Raw genomic sequence first — 19,250 nt, forward strand, 5'->3', positions numbered from 1 at the left:
AAAGCCTCCGCAGGCAAGCGCGGCGTGCGCACTAGCCCGTAATTCTTGTCAGGTCTGCAACTTTCAGACAGGTTTCGCTGATCCGGTACAGCAGATTCAGCCGGTTGCGGCGGACGATCTCATTCCCGGTGTTCACCTGAACGGTATCGAAAAACGCATCGATACGCGCGCGCAGCGCGGCCATTTCCGCCATCGCGGCGGCGAAATCTTCTGCCTCCAGGGCCGGGGCAAGCGCGGCTTCTGCCGTATCGAGCGCCTTGAAAAGCGCCGTCTCGCTCGCATCCGCAGCGAACTTTACATCCGCGCCAAAGCGGTATTCCACTCCGTCCTTCTCCTCGGCCTGGACAAGGATGTTGTAGGCTCGCCGGAAGCCTTGCAAAAGGTTTTCGCCATCCTCGGTCGCCAGGAACGCCTCCAGCGCGCGAACCCGCCTGACCAGCAATGTCAGGTCATCGGTTCCCGGCATGGCAAGGCAGGCATCGATCACGTCGTGGCGGATACCTTCCCCCTTCAGGTGCACCTTCAGTCGATCATGGAAAAACGACAGCAAATCGTCACGCACCGCGACTTCCGCCTGCGCACCAACCTGCGCCAGCCCGGCGTCGCAGACCGGAGCGAGCCGCAACCTCAGGTCGTTTTCCAGTAACAGCCGGATCACTCCCAGCGCGGCACGGCGCAGGGCGAACGGATCCTTGGAGCCGGTGGGTTTTTCGTCGATCGCCCAAAATCCGGTCAGCGTATTCAGCTTGTCCGCCAGTGCAACGGCAACCGAAACCGGTGCGTCGGGCACATCGTCGCCAGGGCCAAGCGGGGCATAGTGCTCTTGCGCGGCACATGCAATGTCGCCGGGCAGGCCGGCGGCCTGCGCATAGTAACGCCCCATCAGCCCCTGAAGTTCCGGGAATTCGTAGACCATCTCGGAACTGAGATCGACCTTCGCCCAGCGCGCGGCCTGTTCGGCCAGGTCGGCATCGGCCCCGACGACAGGGGCGATACGGCGCGCCAGCATGGCAATTCGCCCGATCCGCTCCGCCTGAGACCCCAGCTTGCCCTGAAAGGTGACATGGCTCAGGGCCGCCCCCCATGACGCTCCCCCCGCCCTTGCCTCTCGCAGGTCGTTTTCCCAGAAGAACCGGGCATCGGACAGCCGCGCGGACAGCACCTTGCCATTACCGGCAAGGATAGTCGCCCCCCGGTCTTCGGTTTCACGGTTCGCCACAGTGATAAAACGCACGATCTTTCCGGTTTTCGGGTCACGGACCGAGAAGAACTTCTGGTGCTCCTTCATCGAGGTTTGCAAGACCTCCGGCGGCAGGTGGAGAAACTCTTCCCCGATCTCCCCCATCAGCACCACGGGCCACTCGACCAGGCCGGCCAACTCCTCCAGCAGGCCCTTGTCCTCGACCACCTCCAGCCCCTGCGCGAAAGCGAGATTGGTCGCGTCGTGCCAGATCCGGGCGGCGCGGTCGGTCTGATCCAGAACCACACGGGCACGCATCAGCTTCGCGGCGTAGTCATCGAAGGATACAACCGAAAACGGTTCCGGGGCCATGAAACGATGGCCGCGGGTCTCATCCCCGGCGCGCAACCCGTCCAGATCCAGCGGTACGACACGTGCGCCCTGATCATCGCGCAACAGGCACAGGATGGAATGCAGCGGGCGCACCCAGCGCAGGCTGCCCCGGCCCCAGCGCATGGATTTCGGCCACGGAAAAGACCGGATCGTCGCCTCCAGAACCTCGGCAACGAGGTCATCGGCCGGGCGGCCGGGCTTGTCGATCACGGCGAACCAGAACCGTCCTTTCTTGTCGTCGCGGGTCTCAAGCCGATCCCTGGACAGGCCCGTGGCCCGGACGAACCCCTCCAGCGCCTTCTCGGGCGCGTCCACGCGGGGGCCTTTACGCTCTTCACGCAGGTCGGGGCTGCGGTCGGTCAGGTCTTCGACGGTCAGCGCCAGGCGGCGGGGGGTAGAAAAGGCCGCGGCAGACCCGTAGGTCAGACCCGCCTCAACCAACCCGCCGGTCACCAGCTTTTTCAGGGCTTCACGGGCATGCGATTGCATCCGGGCCGGGATTTCTTCGGAAAACAGTTCGATCAGAAGATCAGGCATTTCAAGCTCCTTGCGGCGCGGCGGGCTCAGCCCTGCCAGCCCCCGGCTTCGGTTTGCACGAAAGCATCGGCACAGCGTTTGGCCAGCGCCCGCACCCGGCCGATATAGGCCTGACGCTCAGTCACCGAGATCACCCCCCGTGCATCCAGCAGGTTGAACACGTGGCTGGCCTTGATGCACTGGTCATAGGCCGGGTGCACCATGATGATGCGCTTGCCGGTTTTCGGGTCTTCGTCGGGTGCATCCAGAATGCGGGCGCATTCGGCCTCGGCATCCCTGAAATGGGCGAACAGCGTGTCGGTATCGGCGACGTCGAAATTCCAGCGGGAGTATTCCTGCTCCGTCTGGCGGAAGATATCGCTGTATTTAAGGGCGATCGGGGCGTCCGGGTCGTTGTAGGGCATGTCCATTACGTGGTCGATCCCCAGGACATACATCGCCAGCCGCTCCAGCCCGTAGGTCAGTTCCCCCGAGACGGGGTGACAATCATGGCCGCCGACCTGTTGGAAATAGGTGAACTGGCTGACCTCCATGCCGTCGCACCAGACCTCCCAGCCCAGCCCCCAGGCGCCAAGCGTCGGGCTTTCCCAGTCATCCTCTACAAAGCGGATGTCGTGCAGATCCATGTCGATGCCGATGGCGGCAAGGCTGCCCAGATAGAGATCCTGGAAGTCCGGCGGGCTGGGTTTGATCAGCACCTGGAACTGGTAATAATGTTGCAGGCGGTTCGGGTTCTCGCCGTAACGCCCGTCCGTCGGCCGACGGGAGGGCTGAACATAAGCCGCCGCCCAATCGCGCGTACCGAGGCTGCGCAGCGTCGTGGCCGGGTGAAAGGTGCCCGCGCCCACCTCCATGTCATAGGGCTGAAGCACGGCGCATCCCTTTGCGGTCCAGTAGGTCTGAAGCCGCAGGATGATCTCCTGGAAACTGCGCGGGTTAGCCTTGGTCATCGCGTCTTGCCCTGATGGTGGAAAACAGCGCCTCAATAGGCAAGCCGCGCCGAGGGGTCAACGGGGCGGGAAGGTTTGGCGTGCATTGCACCACGGCTTTGATAGGTTTCAAAAGGAATCAGACCGGGGTTGGGAATGACAAGATTGATTGCGGCGGCCATGCTTTACGTACTGGCCGCCCTCGCCGCCGCCGCGCAGCAAAGCGCCTGGGTCCAGATCGAGGCGCACCCGACGCTGCGCCAGGCCGAGGACGCCGCCCGCGCCTATGCCGGACAATTCGGGGATGTGAACGCCTTCGACCTTGGCGCGGGATGGTACGCCATCGCGCTTGGTCCTTACAGCGCGGAAGGCGCCCGCACCCGCCTGCGTGAACTGAGGCGCGAACGCGCCATCCCGCCCGACAGCTTCGTGGCCGACGGCACACGCTATCACCAGCAGGTCTGGCCCGCGGGCGGCGCGGCGCTGACCGCCCCCGCCCCGCAACCGCCCGCACTCCGGCCAGCCGCCGAAGAAACCGCTGCCGAAGCCCATAGCGCGGAGCGCGCGCTCGACCGGGCGGCGCGGGAAAACGTGCAAAAAGCACTGCAATGGGAAGGGCATTACACCGGCACCGTCGATGGTTCCTTTGGCCCCGGCACCCGGAACGCAATGGCCGGCTGGCAGCGCGAATCCGGCCACGATCCCACCGGCATCCTGACCAGTGCCCAGCGCACCGCCTTGCTGGACGGCTATCGCGCGACCCTTGACCGCCTTGGCATGGCCACGGTCGAAGACCTCCGCGCCGGCATCCGCATCGATCTGCCCGCCGGACTGGTCGCCTTCGACCGTCATGAACTGCCCTTCGCCCATTACACCGCGAAAGACGGCGGCGCACTGCGCGTCCTGCTGATCAGCCAGCCCGGGGACCGGGACACGCTGGCAGGGCTTTACAACATCCTCCAAACGCTGGAGATCGTGCCGATGCACGGCGCGCGGGAACTCAACCGCGACTTTTTCATCCTGACCGGTCAGGACAAAGATATCCACGCCTACATCTACGCCCGGGCCCAGGACAGCGCCGTCAAGGGATTTGCCCTGGTCTGGCCGACAGGGGATGCGGCCCTGATGACCCGCGTGGCACAGATGATGCGCGACAGCTTCACCCCCCTGCCCGGCGTCCTGGAGGACAGCACCGATACCGTCCCCGAAACCCAAAGCATCGACCTGATGGCCGGCCTCGAAATCCGCCGCCCGGCGCTGACACGCAGCGGCTTCTACGTCGATGACGCGGGCAGCGTGCTGACCACCCCAGACGGGCTGGACCAATGCTCCCGCGTGACAATCGGGGAGGAGCAGGAGGCAACGCTCACCGCGATCGACATGCGGCTGGGGCTGGCTCTGCTTAAACCGCGTACACCGATCAGCCCCATCGCCTATGCCCGCTTTCGCGAAACGCCCCTGCGGCTTAACAGCGAGGTCGCCGTGGCCGGGTTCTCCTATGGGCATGTGCTGGGGCTGCCCGCCCTGACCTATGGCGAACTGGCCGATACCCGCGGGCTGGACGGGGACACCGCCCTGCGCCGGCTGGCCATCTCGACCCTGCCGGGAGACGTGGGCGGGCCGGTACTGGATGGTTCGGGCACGGTTTTGGGGGTCCTTCTCGCCTCCCCCGGCGGGACCCGCCGCCTGCCCCCCGATGTCGGTTTCGCCGCCAGTGCCGAATCTGTCGCGAAATTCCTGCAAACCGGTGGACTCGCCGCCGCATTCACGGCGCCCGGCCCCTCCCTCGTCCCCGAGGATATTGCCGCCCATGCCGCCGATTTCACGGTCCAGGTGTCGTGCTGGAACTAGGTCACACGCGCCAGAATTTTACCGTCAGGATGGCATAGACCGCCAGAAGCTCCAGCCGCCCGATCAGCATCGTGGCTGACAGAATCCACTTTGCGGTATCATTCAGAGAGGCGTAGTTGCCGGCGGGGCCGATGATATCGCCCAGCCCGGGCCCGATATTGGCCAGTGCCGCGGCCGCCCCCGAAAGCGCGGTCGTCGGGTCCAGACCGGTCGCGCCCAGCAACACCGAACTCGCGCCCAGAGTAACGACGAAATAGACGAAAAACGACATGACAGAAGATAGCACATCTTCAGCCACCGGCTGGCCGGCATAGCGCGGCTGAAACAGCCCGTGGGGCGTGTGAATCTTCCGGACCTGACCCCGGATCGAGGCGAACAGCAACTGGTAGCGGAATACCTTGATCGAACAGGAGGTCGAACCGGCGCAGCCCCCGATCAACCCGATGAAGAAAAACAGGGTCACCGGGAAAGTCCCCCAGAGCATGTAGTCATCGCTGGCATACCCCGTACCGGTCAGAATCGACACCACGTTGAATAATGCCTTGCGGAATGCCTCCTCCTGCGGGAGGGGCGAATTGAACATCTTCCAGACCGCCACCGTCAGCACCAGACCTACGGCCAAGGCAAAAAACACCCGGATCTGGCTGTCACGCCACAGCGGCCGGGCATTGCCCGCCACGAACTGCACGTAACGCACGAAAGGCAACGCCGCGAGAAACATGAACAGCGCCCCCACGTATTCCGCCCCCGCGCCCAGTGCGCCGAAGGAACTGTCGTAATTGGCGAACCCTCCGGTCGCCAGCGTGGTCATCGCATGTACGATGGCATCGAACGGGCTCAGCCCCACGGCAAGATACGCCATCGCGCAAGCCCCTGTCAGCGCCACATAAACCCCGGAAATACGGGATGCGATCTGGGTGGCGCGCGGCAGGATCTTGCCGAACGTGTCGAAGGATTCAGAGCGGAAGATCTGCATGCCCCCGATGCGTAGCTCGGGCAGGAACACCATCGCAACGACGATGATCCCGATGCCCCCATACCACTGCAACAACCCCCGCCACAGCAACAACCCCTTGGGCATGGTATCCAACCCCGCGAACACCGTCGCTCCCGTGGTCGTCAGGCCCGACATCGCCTCGAAGAACGCATCGACATACCGCGCCTCTGTCGCACCCAGAACGAAGGGAATGGCCCCGAAAACCGGCAGCGCCAGCCAAACCCCTGTGGTCAGGAAAAAGGTCTGCTGAATCGAGAGGCGTGCCTCTACTCCATTGGCACATGCCAGCGCGATCAGCCCTCCGGTCAGCCCCGTAATCACGGCGCTTTCCAGAAACGCGGGCCAATGGTCATTGCCATAAAACAGATCGACGGCCAATGGCACCAACATGGTCGCGCCCAGAACGGCGACCAGCAGGCCAATCACATATCCGACGGGGCGCAGGTCAAACATGGCCGCAAGGCTTGTCTGCACTCCCGCGTGCTGTCAAGCTCAGCCGCCGTGGTACAGGGATTGGAACAACCGCGGGTCGAGGCTTTGGGTTGCGAAAGTTTCGCCCTCGCTCAGCACGCTGACGGCATCGTGACTGTGAAGGCTTTCCTGGTGGCTGGCCACGACACGGAAATCGCCCACACGCGGGTCGTTCTGCAACCCCTCACAAAAAAGCCGCGCCGCATCCTCCACGAAAACCGGATGGGCGGCGTTCAGTTCGGCGAATGCCTGTTCGTCCTCCCGCTTGACCATCACCTGCGTTTCCGTGGGCACGGCCGCGCGGCAAATGTCGATCAGATCCTCGAACCACAGGCATCCGCCGGTTTCGTCAAGCACCACGGAAAGACGCGCCACAGAGCGTTGGGAATGCGGCGTTGCAAGCTGCCCGCGCATTTGCCGGGCGTGTTCCGACAGCTCCAGCGAACACGGGCAGGTTGAAGAGTAGACATAATCCAGATGCATGATCTTCCTCGAAACGCCTGCCTGCTCCACCAGTTCCAGTGCGATATCGTAATACTGGTATCCCTCCAGCCCCGAGCGCAGCGACGGCACCTTCACCGGGAAGGAAAAACGCATCATGATCCGCGCGTCGAAACTGTCCAGATCCGCCTTGTAGCTTTCCAGCGCGGCTTCGATCACCTCAAAGCTGAAGGTACGCTCCGCGTGGCCGTAAAAGCTGCGGATAATACGCGACATGTTGATGCCTTTCTTCTCGGCCTCCAGGCTGACCGTGCCGGTGACCGATGTCTCCAGCGTCAGGTCCCCGTTGTCGCGGGTATGAAACCGGATCGGCAGGCGGAAATTCGAAATGCCGACATGCTGAATCTGCTGACGTGCGCCCCGGATCAGGCTGGCAGGGCCGTTCTGCAGGTCTGGCATGGTGTCCTTATAGGCCGAATCGGCCACGAACTCCTCCGGATAGCGTCGGCTGAGCGGCGGATAGTTCGTTCCCCGCCCCGGTAAAATATTCCTCAGCGCCGGATCGAGCATTCCCCGCTCATCCTCGGTAGCCGCTGCGGCCCAACTGCGCAAAAGTTCCAGCGCGTCTCGGGCCTCGTCGAGGCTTGGCAGGCGGTCCGGATCCCGGTCATGCATGTTCATCCGGTCGTCCTTTTTGCGTCGTCCTTCCCCTCAAGATGGGGCTGCGGCACGATAATTCCAATTCAAATTACCAGTGTTACGCAAACCGGCGCCGGTCGGATCACCCGTCAGACCCTTTGCAAGGCCCGTTCGAGGTCGTCCAGCAAATCCTGCGGATCCTCCAGTCCGACGCTAAGCCGCAGCAGTCCCGGCGTAATGCCCAGATGGGTTTTGGCAGCCTCGGGCAGGCGCTGATGCGTCGTCGTCGCAGGATGGGTTATGATGCTTTTCGCATCCCCGAGATTGTTTGAAATCTTCCAGATTTTCAGGGCATTGAGAAATCGGAATGCCGCCGCCTGCCCCCCTGCGACATCAATGGAAAAGACCGTGCCGCCCTGGGGGAACAGGGCGTGTTGCGGATGAGAGGTCAGGCCAGGATAAAGAACCCGCGCCAGGCCCGCGCGCCCCTCCAGGGCCTGTGCTAGAATCCGCGCGCCCCTGGTTTGGGCCCGCACACGCAGATCCAGCGTCTCCAGCCCCTTCAGCATGATCCAGGCGTTGAACGGGCTGATCGCCCCGCCGGTATGTTTCATATAGGTCTCTACCGGGCCACGCACGATGTCCCGCGGACCAAGGATGACCCCGCCAAGGCAACGCCCCTGCCCGTCGATATGCTTGGTCGCGGAATAAACCACAAGATCCGCCCCCATTTCGACCGCGCGGGAAAAGACCGGCGTGGTAAAGACATTGTCCACCACCACCAGCGCCCCGGCCGCATGGGCGATGTCCGCAACGGCGCGCGTGTCGATCACTTCCAGTGTCGGGTTGGAAACCGCCTCGAAAACCACCAGCCTGGTCCCCAAACGGATCGCCGCGCGCCACTGATCGAGGTCGGTCCCATCGACGAAGGTGACCTCGACACCAAAGCGGGGCAGGATTTCTTCAAGGATATAAAGGCAGGATCCGAACAGGGCCCGCGCGGCAACGACGTGATCCCCCGCCGCGACCAGTGCCGTCAGCGCCCCGTTGACCGCCGCCATGCCCGACGCCGTGGCAAAGGCGGCCTCCATCCCCTCCAGGCCGGCGATACGGTCTTCGAACATCGCCACCGTCGGGTTGCCGTAGCGTGCGTAGATGAACTCATCCGGGCCGGCCTGCTCAAACCGGGCCTCTGCGGCCTCGGCATTGGGATAATCGAACCCCTGGGTCAGGAAAATCGCCTCTGACAACTCTCCGTACTGGCTTCGGCGTGTGCCCCCGTGCACGGCCTTGGTGCACCGTTTCCAGTTTTCGGACATATGCGCCCCCTTTCGCGCAAAACCCCCACCGTCCGCAAGACGCCGGGGGTTTCAGCCCTGACCTCTTTAGCGGTTTCTTTATCGTGGCCCGCAATCCGGTAAACAAATCGCCACGTGCCCCTGCGATAGCCAAGCGGGCTGTTGCCGTCAAGCCGCGTCACGCTTCTGTAACCTGGTCTTCACCGCGCTGTCGCATGGCTGACCTATCCCCTGCCACAAGATGTAGTAGGAGAAACCCCATGCCCCTGCTTCCAGTCAACACGACGGACCCGGATATCGACCGGGCGCTGACACCTCTCCTCGCCCGCCTGCCCCAGGACGCGCCTGTAATGGTCCTGATTCACGGTTTCAAGTTTTCGCCCGCCACGCCGCACAGCAACCCGCACAGTCACATCCTGTCGCTGAACCCGAACCCGGATTGCCGCAAGGCCCTTTCCTGGCCGCGCGCCCTAGGGTTTACCGGCACACGGGACGAAGAGGGCCTGTGCCTCGCCTTCGGGTGGGAGGCGCGCGGCACGATCTGGCAAGCCTATCGCCGCGCAAAAGACGCCGGGCAAGTGCTTGGCGGGCTGGTGGCGCATATGGCGGCGCAGCGGCCCGACCGGCCCGTACATATCCTGGCGCATTCGCTGGGCGCGCGCGTGGCGCTGAACGCGCTGCCCCATCTGCCGCCCCGTTCGCTGGGGCAGATCATCCTGATGGCCCCGGCGGAAATGTCCCACCGGGCGGATCCGCTGCTGGGCGCGCCCGCTGCACGCACGGCCCGTTTTCTGAACGTTACCAGCCGGGAAAACGATATCTTTGACTGGATGCTGGAACGGGCCCTCACCCCCCATCGCCGGAAGGCGCGTACCCTTAGCCACGGGCTGGAGCACCCTCCGAAGAACTGGCAGGATCTACAGATCGACCACCCCGAAACCCTGGCCGCACTGAACCGCCTGGGGTTTGCAATCGCCCCGCCGGAACGCCGCATCTGCCATTGGAGCCCTTACCTGCGCGACGGCATGTTCGCACTTTACGCTGCCCTGCTGCGGGGAACACTGCCCTTTGGCGCGTTGCAGGCACAAATTCCGCATGTGCACAGCCCGCGCTGGTCGCGCCTTCTGGCGGTACCGGACAGTCCCGCACCGTTCTCCCTTGTGCGCGACGCACCGTCCTGAGGGTCAGTCCTCCCCGATGCCGTATTTCTTGAACAACCCGCCCTGCGCCATGAAAAAGGCAAAGATGCCGATGGTCAGACCGAAGGTCTTGAAATTCACCCACGCATCGGTGGACATAGTACGCCAGACGATCTCGTTCACCACCGCCAGCGCGAGAAAGAAGAAGGTCAGACGCCGTGTCAGGATCATCCAGCCCTCGGGACGCAACGGCATGATCTCTTCCATCACGTATTGCAGGTAGGACCGCCCGCGTAAAAGCCCTGCGCCAAGGAGCCCACCGAACAGAAGATAGATGATCGTGGGTTTCATCTTGAAAAAGCGGTCGTCGTTCAGCCACACGGTCAGCCCCCCGAACAGCACCACCAGGACGGCCGTCGCGACCTGCATCCTGGAAAGATGCCCGGTCAGCGCCCAGAGGATGCCGGTACAAAGCAGCAAAAGCGGGATAAATCCGGCAGTGACGAGTATGAACCCCTCGTACTCCGTGCCACCGATGGTGAAGGCACGCTCCCTCAGGCGAAGATAGGCCACGAAAAAGGCAAGGACCGGTCCCAGTTCCAGCGCGGTCTTCAGCCACGGGTTGATTTTGCGTTTCGACATCCTATCCCCCTGTTTCCACGATCACCGCGCCCAGCGCGATCAGGGCCATCAGCGTCAGACGCCGCGGCCCGACCTTTTCGCCCAGAACCAGCCACCCGATCAGAGCCGCGAAAACGGTCGAGGTTTCGCGCAGCACGGCCGCCTCTCCCACCTTGTCCAGCCGGGTTGCCAGCATGATGGCCCCGAACGAAAAAAACGCGACGAACCCGCCAACCAGACCGCGCAGCATCAGCGGCCCCGGCGCAGGCCGATGCGCCATGTTCAGCCACCGCAACGCCGCCAACCACGGCATGACGGTCAGCCCGTCGATCAGGAAAAACCAGGCAAGAAACGTGAACGGGTCCGCCGTGGCGCGGATACCGTAGGCATCATAGGTCGTATAAAGCGCCACGAAAATGCCCGTCAGTACAGCCAGCGCCAGCGCAGGCTTCAGCGTATGGCGGTCCATCTCCCAGTGGATCAGGTTATAGGCGGCCAGCCCGAAAATCCCCACCAGCAGCACCATGACCCCCATCCATTGCACCGGTGCGAAGGTCTCACCGAACAGCAGCCACGCCCCGATCACGGTAAACAGCGATCCCATCCCCCGCACCACCGGGTAAACGACCGTGTAAGCCCCCTTGGTATAGGTATAGCCCTGAGCGATCTTGTAGCCGAGGTGGATGAGAAACACGATGCCGAAGATCGGCCACATGTGCGGCTCGGGCCAAGGTACAACGAACAGCGCAAAAGGCGCGGCCATGAGGCCATAGCTGAAATCAATCGCCCCACGGGACAGCCACGGGTCATGGCGCCCTTTCTGCAAGGCCCCGAACACCGCATGAAGCAATGCCGCCAGCAGGGCAAGCGCCAGCGCCAGCGCATGTCCGGTCTCTGTCCCCTCGATGGAGATCAGCCATTCGCTCATACGCCGGCCCGCTCAGGCATCCAGGCCTGCCAGGGCCTTGGCGAACTCCTCCGGGTCGAAGGGGGAGAGATCGTCGATCTGTTCCCCGACACCGATCGCGTGGATCGGCAAGCCGAACCTGTCGGCCAGCGCCACCAGAACCCCGCCCTTGGCAGTCCCGTCCAGCTTGGTCATCACCAGCCCCGACACGTCCGACAGCTTACGAAAGGCGTCCACCTGGCTCAGCGCATTCTGGCCGGTGGTTGCATCGAGAACCAGAAGGGTGTTGTGCGGGGCGCTCTCGTCATGCTTGCGGATCACGCGTACGATCTTGGCCAGTTCCTCCATCAGGTCGGACCGGTTCTGAAGACGCCCGGCCGTGTCGATCATCAACAGATCCGCCTGATCCGTTCTGGCACGCTGCATCGCATCATAGACAAGACTGGCCGCATCGCTGCCTTCCGGGGCGGTCAGTACCGGTACACCGGCGCGCTCTCCCCAAACCTGAAGCTGCTCGACCGCGGCGGCGCGGAAAGTATCCCCCGCGGCGATCACCACCGTCTTGCCCGCAGCGCGGAACTGGCTGGCAAGCTTGCCGATCGTCGTCGTCTTTCCCGATCCGTTCACGCCCACCACCAGAACCACCTGCGGTTTTTGGGGATAAAGCGGCATCGGGCGCGCAACCGGCTCCATGATCCGGGCGATCTCATCGGCAAGAAGGGTCTTGATCTCTTCGACCGACAGGCGCTTGCCCAGCCGCCCTTCGGCCATGTTGGCGGTGACACGCAGGGCCGTATCCACGCCCATATCGGCGGTTATCAGAAGCTCCTCCAGACTTTCGAGCATCTCGTCGTCCAGTTCGCGCCGGATCACCGGCTTGCGGTCGCGCCCCAGAACGCGCCCGAAGAATCCCCGGCGCTCTCCGGGCTCCGGGTCTTCCGCATCAGGCGGCGGAGCCTCCCCCGACGGGGCCGCAAGAGGGATCTGCGACAGCCCGGCGCCCTGGGGCGGGTACGCCGTCCCGGTCGGTTCCGGCTCCGGATTCGCCAGAAGAGGGTATGGATCGGACCCCGGCTCGACATCCGGTTCCCCGACGCGCGGCGCGGGGTCTTCATCCGGATCGGGGACTGGCGCTGGCGGCGGCGGAGGCGGCGCCTCCGGTGCCACTGCGGGCAGATCCGGCACGGAGCTCTGCGGGGCTTCGGGATAATCCGCCAGGGGTTCGGGCGGCGGCATAAATTGCTGCGCCGGAGCGGCTTCCCCCACATCCCGCCCCCCCTCCAGGGGGTCGGGCCGCACTCCATCGGGGTCTTCCGTCCCGCCATCCTCCACGATTGCCTCCAACCCCGCCTCAATTTTCGACGAGGACTTCCGCAACCGGTTTCTGAGCTTCGAAAAGAACGCCATTCTGCCTCCTGCCAGGGCTGTCCCTGACCTATGCGCATTTTGTCCCGGATGGAAGGGCTTGGATTGCACCACCCCTTTGCGCCATTGTGGCAAGGGGCGCAAACACCTTCCAGAGCGCGCGCCGCCGCACCTTTGCAGGTTACAGGTCTTGACATGAAATCTTTTGCCATTGCCACGCTGATCCCACTTCCCCTGCTGCTGTTCGGGGCGCTTTGGGGTGGGGGTTGGATACTCGCAGCCCTGCTTTACCTGACCGCGATCGCCTATCTGCTGGACGCCCTTGTCCGCCGCATCACGCCGAATGCGCCCGACGGGGCGGAATTCCCGGCCGCAGACACCCTGTCCGTCGTTCTGGCGCTGGCGCATTTCGCGGCGCTGCCGCTGGGGGCGTGGTGCGTGGCAGGGGGCACCGGACTGGGCGCGGCGGAGCGCATTGCCGCCTTCTTTTCCTTCGGCCTTTTCTTTGGGCAAATCAGTCACCCCAATGCGCATGAACTGATCCACCGGGCACACCGGGGCCTCTTCCGGCTGGGGAAGTGGGTTTATATCTCGCTGCTGTTCGGGCACCACACCACAGCCCACCGGCTGGTGCACCATGTCTGGGTCGCCACGCCGGAAGATCCGAACTCCGCCCGCCTCGGGGAAAGTTTCTACCACTTTGCCCCACGCGCATGGATCGGATCTTTTCGAAAAGGGCTCGAGGCCGAAAATCGTCGCGCCAGGGACAAGCCGCGCCTCCAACACCCCTACATCGCATATGTGGGCGGCGGGTTGGCGATTGCACTGGCGATGGGGCTGACACTGGGGGCGGACGGTCTGCTGGCCTATCTGGCGCTGGTGCTTCATGCGCAGACACAGCTTCTGGTGGCGGATTATGTACAGCATTACGGGCTGAGCCGAGCGCGCGGGGAAGATGGCAGGTATGAACCCGTCACGCCCCGCCATTCCTGGGATGCGCCGCACTGGTTTTCCAGCTACCTGATGCTGAACGCGCCGCGCCATTCGGACCACCACGCCCACCCGGCACGCCCCTACCCGGCCCTGCGCCTCTCCCCCGAGGGATCGAGCCCGACATTACCCCTGAGCCTGCCCGCGATGGCGACGCTGGCTTTTCTGCCACAGAGATGGCGGCGCAAGATGGATCACCGCGCCCGCCGCTGGGCACCGGGCTGATCCGACATGCGCCTTTTTCTCGTCATGATCCTTCTGTGCTCCGCCGCCCAGGCAGATCCTCCGCTGAGCGGGGCCAGGTTCGAAGCCCATGTGATGGGCAAAACGCTATACTACAAAGCCGAAGGCGAAACCTACGGGGCGGAGCAATACCTGACCGATCGCCGGGTGATCTGGGCATTCCTGGGCGGCCCCTGCACACAGGGGTACTGGTACGAAGATGCGGAGAAAATCTGTTTTCTCTACGAGCACGCCCCAAAAGACCCGCAATGCTGGCGATTCTATCTCAGGGACGGCGTGCTGAGCGCCCGGTTCGATGGCGAACTTTCGGAGTCTCTGATCGAGATTTTCAAAAGCCGCCACCCGCTGAGATGCGCCGGGCCGCAAGCGGGCGTCTAGAGCAGCGTCCCCTGTCCGGAATCGTCCTTGGGCGCCCGGCGGCGCGGCTGACTGGCTCCAAGCGCCAGCCGACCGTCCTGAAACTCGACCTCGAGGGTCCCGGCCTGCTGCGCCTGCGTCCGGGTGGTCACTACCGTCGTCCCCGCACGCACCACGGCATAGCCCCGGCGCAGGGTCTCGGTATAGCCCAGCGTCTGGCGCATCCGCTCCAACGCGGTCAGCTTCTCCTGCCAACGGGCAATCTGCGTTTGCGATACCGTCGAAAGCCGCGTGCAGAGACGCTCCAGATCACCTGCTGCCCTGCCGGCATCGCGGCGCAGGGCCTCCGCACGCAGCGGTCTGCGCGCAAGCCGGTCTCTGCGGTCGCGGATCAGACGCTCCAATGCCGGGACCAAGCGCGCAGCCCATGCGTCACGGGTCTGCCGGGCCTCGGCAACGCGGTGGCGCAGGGCGGCGGGCCGCAAGGCGGCACCGACCTCGGACAGGCGCAGGCGCCGGGCCTGGGTGGTGCTGCGCAGCGCGGCAGGCAGGCGGTCCTCCCACACATCCAGCCGCTGACGCGCCTGCGCCACAAGGGATTCCGGCCGGGGCAAGGCGCGTGCCATATCGGACAGTCGCTGGCGACGATGACCCAGCGCCTGCGCGGTTGCGTGGCTCAGCCGCGCCTCCTGGCTGTCAAGCCAGGCCAACAGTTCCATCCGCACCGGCACGGCAAGCTCCGCCGCCGCGGTGGGGGTTGGCGCACGACGGTCTGCGGCATGATCGATCAGGGTTGTGTCGGTTTCATGCCCCACCGCCGAAATCAACGGGATCCGAGACTCCGCCGCCGCGCGCACGACGATCTCCTCGTTAAAGCCCCAAAGATCTTCAAGGCTGCCGCCGCCGCGCGCCACAATCAACAGATCGGGCCGGGGCAGCGCACCGCCGGGCTCCAGCGCGTTGAAGCCCCGGATGGCATTGGCGACCTCGGGGGCGCATTTCGCGCCCTGGACAGCAACGGGCCAGATCAGCACCTTGCGCGGGAACCTGTCGCGCAGGCGGTGCAGGATATCCCGAATCACCGCCCCCGAAGGGGAGGTAACAACCCCGATCACCTCTGGCAGGTAGGGCAGCGGCTTCTTCCGTTCCGGTGCGAAGAGTCCCTCCGCCGCCAGCGCGGCCTTGCGCTTTTCCAGCATCGCCATCAGCGCACCGATACCGGCCGGGGCGATATCTTCAATCACGATCTGGTACTTCGACTGCCCGCCAAAGGTGGTCAGGCGACCGGTCGCGATCACTTCCATGCCTTCCTCCGGTTGGGTCGCCAGCCGCGCGGTAACGCCTTTCCAGATCACGCCCGACAGAACGTTCCGGTCATCCTTGAGGTCCAGGTAGACATGCCCCGACCGGGGGCGACTGACACGTCCGACCTCTCCCCGGACACGGATATGGGCGAACTCGCCTTCGATCACGCGCTTCACGGCACCGGAAATTTCGGAAACGGTGAACTCCGGCGCATTACCGGGGGCGGCATCTTCGATCAGGTCGGGCATGGGCTCTCGCTTGTCATGGGACGGGACGCAGCCTAGAACGCCCGAAACCAAAGGCCAAGCGGGGACGACAATGAATATCCTGATACTGGGCGGCGGCGGGCGCGAACATGCGCTGGCCTGGGCCATCTTGCAAAACCCCAAATGCGACAGGCTGATCGTGGCGCCGGGCAATGCGGGCATCGCCGAAATCGCCGAAATCGCGGCGCTGGACATCGAAGATGGCGGCGCGGTGGCCGGTTTCGTCGAGGAGAACGCCATCGACTTTGTCGTGATCGGGCCCGAGGCCCCCCTGGCCGCCGGCGTGGCGGACCGGCTGGCAGATACCGGCGTTGCCTGTTTCGGGCCCTCGCAGGCTGCGGCACGGCTGGAAAGCTCAAAGGCGTTCACCAAGGAGATCTGCGACGCGACCCATGCCCCCACCGCCGCCTATGCCCATTTCACCGACGCCGAAACCGCCCGGGCATATGTACGGGCGCAAGGCGCCCCCATCGTCGTCAAGGCCGATGGGCTGGCCGCCGGCAAGGGCGTGATCGTCGCGCAAACCGTGGCCGAGGCCGAGGCCGCGCTCAACGACATGTTCGGGGGAACCTTTGGCGGCGCGGGGGCCGAGGTGGTGATCGAGGAGTTCATGGAAGGTGAGGAGGCCTCGTTCTTCGTGCTGTGCAATGGTGAGACGGTGCTGCCCATCGGCACGGCACAGGACCACAAGCGCGTGGGCGAAGGCGATACCGGCCCCAACACCGGCGGCATGGGCGCCTACTCCCCCGCCCCGGTGATGACGCAGGCCGTGTGCCGCAAGGCGCTGGAGGAAATTGTCAAACCCACCGTAGCCGAAATGGCCCGCCGGGGTACGCCCTATACGGGCGTGCTTTATGTCGGGCTGATGATCCGCGACGGTCAGCCCAGACTGGTGGAATACAACGTCCGCTTCGGAGACCCGGAATGCCAGGTGCTGATGATGCGCCTTGGCGGGCAAGTGCTGGACCTGCTGCTGGATTGCACCAACGGCACGCTGGACTCAGCGCGCGTCAACTGGGCCGACGATCACGCGATAACCGTTGTGATGGCGTCCAGGGGCTATCCGGGCATCTGCGGGAAGGGCTCCGAAATCCGCGGCCTCGACACCCTGCCCAAGGACAGCCGCCACATGGTTTTCCACGCCGGCACGAAAGAGGTGGGCGGAAAGGTGACAGCCGCCGGCGGACGTGTTCTGAACGTCACCGCACGAGGCGCCACACTGGCCGAGGCACAGGCCGAGGCCTACCACATGATCGACGCCATCGACTGGCCAGAAGGATTCTTCCGCCGCGACATCGGATGGCGGGCTTTGTAAGGCGGGAAAAAGGGGCCGGGGCCCCTTTCTGTCAGATCTGCTTTTCCGGCATCTGCACGATCAACCCGTCCAGATCGTCCGTCACCTTGATCTGGCAGGTCAGGCGGGAGCGCGCCGGATCGGTGGCGTAGGCGAAGTCGAGCATATCCTCTTCCATCGCCTCTTTGGCAGGCAGTTTTCCGACCCAGTCCGGGTGAATGTAGGCGTGGCAGGTTGAGCAGGCGCAGGCCCCGCCGCAATCGGCATCGATGCCCGGAATACCGTTGTCGCGCGCGCCTTCCATCACGGTCAGGCCCTTGGCCACATCCACGACATGTTCGGTGCCGTTATGCTCTATATAGGTGATCTTTGCCATTCTTGCCTCGCTCGATTAGCCATTCGGAGGGGGAATAAGCCAAGGGGGCAGTCTTTTCCAGAGAAAAGGGGGCGCCCTAACGACGCCCCCTTCAAAAAGCCCGCCCCGGAGCGATCAGTCGACCGACAGCGCCACGAAGCGCGGCTCCCCGTTCCGGCGAATGAGCAACAACAAGGATTTACGCCCGGCCTGACGCGCATCCTCCACACGTGCCTCCAGTTCCGTAACGGTGGAAACCTTTTGCTGTCCGGCCTCGGTGATGACGTCGCCTGCACGCAGACCCTTTTCATAGGCCTCGCCCATTTCGTCTATATCCAGTATGGCCAGCCCCTCACTCCCTCCGGGCAGGTCAAGCTGGTCGCGCAGCGCATCGTCCAGCGGACGCAGGGTCATACCCAGAAGTTCCGATTCAACGGGTTTGCTTTCTTCCGCCTGCGGGGAATCGGCGCCTTCGGCGGTTTCCCGGCGACCCAACGTCACCATCAGAGTTTGAGTCTTGCCATCGCGGAACACCACCACGCGAACGGTCTTGCCCACCTCGGACCCCGCAACCTGCCGGACAAGCTCACGCGTGTCGCGAACGTCATGACCGTCAAACGACAAGATCACATCGCGGGCCTTCATCCCGGCCTCGGCGGCGGGGCCTTCGGGCACATCGGTCACCAGTGCCCCCCGGGCCGCCTCCATGCCCAGCGCCTCGGCCATGTCCTCGGTCATGTCCTGAATACGCACCCCCAGCCAGCCACGCCGGGTTTCCCCAAATTCCTTGAGTTGATCCACCACGGTTTTGACAACCGTGGACGACATCGCAAACCCGATCCCGATGGAGCCGCCATTGGGAGACAGGATCGCGGTGTTCACGCCAACAACCTCACCATCCATGTTGAAAAGCGGGCCGCCCGAGTTGCCCCGGTTTATGGCGGCATCGGTCTGGATATAGTCGTCGAACGACCCGGAAAGCGCCCGGTTTCGGGCCGAAACGATCCCGGCGGAAACGGAAAAGCCCTGCCCAAGAGGGTTTCCCATCGCCATCACCCAGTCGCCCACGCGCATGATGTCACTGTCGCCGAACGGGACATAGGCCAGCGGCGTCGGGCTTTCGACCTTCAAAAGCGCAATATCCGTGTTCGGGTCCGTGCCGACGACCTTGGCCTCCAGCGTATCGCCCGAGAAGAACTCGATCTCGATCTCATCGGCCTTTTCGATCACATGGTTGTTCGTGACGATGTATCCATCCTCGGAAATGACGAACCCCGAGCCCAGCGCCTGGCTTCGGCGCGGCGTCGTGGGGCCGTCGCCATCGGGATTTAGAAAATCGCGGAAGAAATCCTCGAACGGGGACCCCTCGGGCACGATCGGATTGATGCCGGGGCGGCCCGCGACCACCGTCGAGGTGGTGATGTTCACGACTGCCGGGCTGACCTTGTCGGCCAGGTCGGCAAAGCTTTGCGGCGCATTGCGGGCCAGCGCCACGCTGGCCTGCGCGAGAATCAGCGCCACGCCCAGCAAAAGCGCCCACATGAAGCGCAAAGCAGCAGACGATTGCACCGGAACGGAGATGGCCTTGGGTTTCACGGGACGATGTCCTCCTGATTACAAATCACTTCTGACCATGTAAGCCACGGCATTTATCGAACGTATGGCGATGGTG

Annotated in this window: 16 protein-coding genes and 1 riboswitch; of the genes, 5 read left to right on the top strand and 11 right to left on the bottom strand. The window is 64.0% G+C overall.

Annotated features, from left to right (window positions below; all coding sequences use genetic code 11):
- Positions 1–31 precede the first annotated feature (31 nt).
- Both glyS and C8N32_RS10330 read right to left on the bottom strand, forming a co-directional pair.
- A complete protein-coding gene (gene glyS / locus C8N32_RS10325; protein WP_107892912.1) occupies positions 32–2,110 on the bottom strand; it encodes a glycine--tRNA ligase subunit beta in 2,079 nt (692 codons plus the stop codon).
- 26 nt (positions 2,111–2,136) lie between these two features.
- Positions 2,137–3,060, bottom strand: coding sequence for a glycine--tRNA ligase subunit alpha (locus C8N32_RS10330; RefSeq protein WP_107892913.1), 924 nt, complete (start codon positions 3,058–3,060; stop codon positions 2,137–2,139).
- Between the two features lie 135 nt (positions 3,061–3,195).
- Between C8N32_RS10330 and C8N32_RS10335 the strand changes: the two genes are divergently transcribed.
- Positions 3,196–4,890 (top strand): serine protease, encoded by a 1,695-nt coding sequence (locus C8N32_RS10335; RefSeq protein ID WP_107892914.1) that lies wholly within the window; start codon positions 3,196–3,198, stop codon positions 4,888–4,890.
- 1 nt (position 4,891) lies between these two features.
- Here the strand turns inward: C8N32_RS10335 and C8N32_RS10340 are convergent, their stop codons facing one another.
- The 3 genes from C8N32_RS10340 to metZ all read right to left on the bottom strand — a co-directional run bounded on the left by C8N32_RS10340 (position 4,892) and on the right by metZ (position 8,757).
- Complete coding sequence (locus tag C8N32_RS10340) at positions 4,892–6,340, bottom strand: TrkH family potassium uptake protein (protein WP_107892915.1); 1,449 nt, start codon at positions 6,338–6,340, stop codon at positions 4,892–4,894.
- 39 nt (positions 6,341–6,379) lie between these two features.
- The gene (gene folE2, locus C8N32_RS10345) at positions 6,380–7,480 is read right to left on the bottom strand and encodes a GTP cyclohydrolase FolE2 (protein WP_107892916.1); all 1,101 of its coding nucleotides are present in this window, start codon (positions 7,478–7,480) and stop codon (positions 6,380–6,382) included.
- Between the two features lie 107 nt (positions 7,481–7,587).
- Positions 7,588–8,757: an O-succinylhomoserine sulfhydrylase gene (gene metZ / locus C8N32_RS10350; RefSeq protein ID WP_107892917.1), complete on the bottom strand. Its 1,170-nt coding sequence runs from the start codon at positions 8,755–8,757 to the stop codon at positions 7,588–7,590.
- 45 nt (positions 8,758–8,802) lie between these two features.
- Positions 8,803–8,881, bottom strand: a riboswitch (SAM riboswitch).
- 115 nt (positions 8,882–8,996) lie between these two features.
- Between metZ and C8N32_RS10355 the strand changes: the two genes are divergently transcribed.
- The gene (locus tag C8N32_RS10355; RefSeq protein ID WP_107892918.1) at positions 8,997–9,917 is read left to right on the top strand and encodes an alpha/beta hydrolase; all 921 of its coding nucleotides are present in this window, start codon (positions 8,997–8,999) and stop codon (positions 9,915–9,917) included.
- A gap of 3 nt (positions 9,918–9,920) precedes the next feature.
- Here the strand turns inward: C8N32_RS10355 and C8N32_RS10360 are convergent, their stop codons facing one another.
- The 3 genes from C8N32_RS10360 to ftsY are packed head-to-tail and all read right to left on the bottom strand — an operon-like array spanning position 9,921 to position 12,810.
- Positions 9,921–10,517, bottom strand: a complete 597-nt coding sequence (locus C8N32_RS10360) for an inner membrane-spanning protein YciB (RefSeq protein ID WP_107892919.1) — start codon at positions 10,515–10,517, stop codon at positions 9,921–9,923.
- A 1-nt stretch (position 10,518) separates the two neighbouring features.
- On the bottom strand, positions 10,519–11,424 hold the full coding sequence (locus C8N32_RS10365; protein WP_107892920.1) for an EamA family transporter: 906 nt from the start codon (positions 11,422–11,424) through the stop codon (positions 10,519–10,521).
- A 12-nt stretch (positions 11,425–11,436) separates the two neighbouring features.
- Entirely contained in the window at positions 11,437–12,810 is a 1,374-nt protein-coding gene (gene ftsY / locus C8N32_RS10370; protein WP_107892921.1) for a signal recognition particle-docking protein FtsY, read from the bottom strand.
- Between the two features lie 153 nt (positions 12,811–12,963).
- Between ftsY and C8N32_RS10375 the strand changes: the two genes are divergently transcribed.
- Positions 12,964–13,983 carry an alkane 1-monooxygenase gene (locus C8N32_RS10375; RefSeq protein WP_107892922.1) on the top strand — a complete coding sequence of 340 codons (1,020 nt, stop codon included), beginning with the start codon at positions 12,964–12,966 and terminating at the stop codon, positions 13,981–13,983.
- Positions 13,984–13,989: 6 nt separating this feature from the next.
- On the top strand, positions 13,990–14,379 hold the full coding sequence (locus tag C8N32_RS10380) for a hypothetical protein (RefSeq protein WP_107892923.1): 390 nt from the start codon (positions 13,990–13,992) through the stop codon (positions 14,377–14,379).
- Here C8N32_RS10380 and xseA read toward each other — a convergent pair.
- Positions 14,376–15,911, bottom strand: coding sequence for an exodeoxyribonuclease VII large subunit (gene xseA / locus C8N32_RS10385; protein ID WP_107892924.1), 1,536 nt, complete (start codon positions 15,909–15,911; stop codon positions 14,376–14,378). The two genes, C8N32_RS10380 and xseA, sit on opposite strands and share 4 nt — an antisense overlap.
- Before the next feature lie 70 nt (positions 15,912–15,981).
- On the opposite strand from xseA, the gene purD reads away from it, so the two are divergent.
- Entirely contained in the window at positions 15,982–17,244 is a 1,263-nt protein-coding gene (gene purD / locus C8N32_RS10390) for a phosphoribosylamine--glycine ligase (protein WP_107892925.1), read from the top strand.
- A gap of 31 nt (positions 17,245–17,275) precedes the next feature.
- Here purD and C8N32_RS10395 read toward each other — a convergent pair whose 3' ends face one another.
- The gene (locus C8N32_RS10395; RefSeq protein WP_107892926.1) at positions 17,276–17,599 is read right to left on the bottom strand and encodes a 2Fe-2S iron-sulfur cluster-binding protein; all 324 of its coding nucleotides are present in this window, start codon (positions 17,597–17,599) and stop codon (positions 17,276–17,278) included.
- Positions 17,600–17,713: 114 nt separating this feature from the next.
- Positions 17,714–19,174: a DegQ family serine endoprotease gene (locus C8N32_RS10400; RefSeq protein WP_420853805.1), complete on the bottom strand. Its 1,461-nt coding sequence runs from the start codon at positions 19,172–19,174 to the stop codon at positions 17,714–17,716.
- Positions 19,175–19,250: the final 76 nt, after the last annotated feature.

Source organism: Rhodovulum imhoffii, from assembly GCF_003046545.1.
GTDB classification, from domain to species: domain Bacteria; phylum Pseudomonadota; class Alphaproteobacteria; order Rhodobacterales; family Rhodobacteraceae; genus Rhodovulum; species Rhodovulum imhoffii.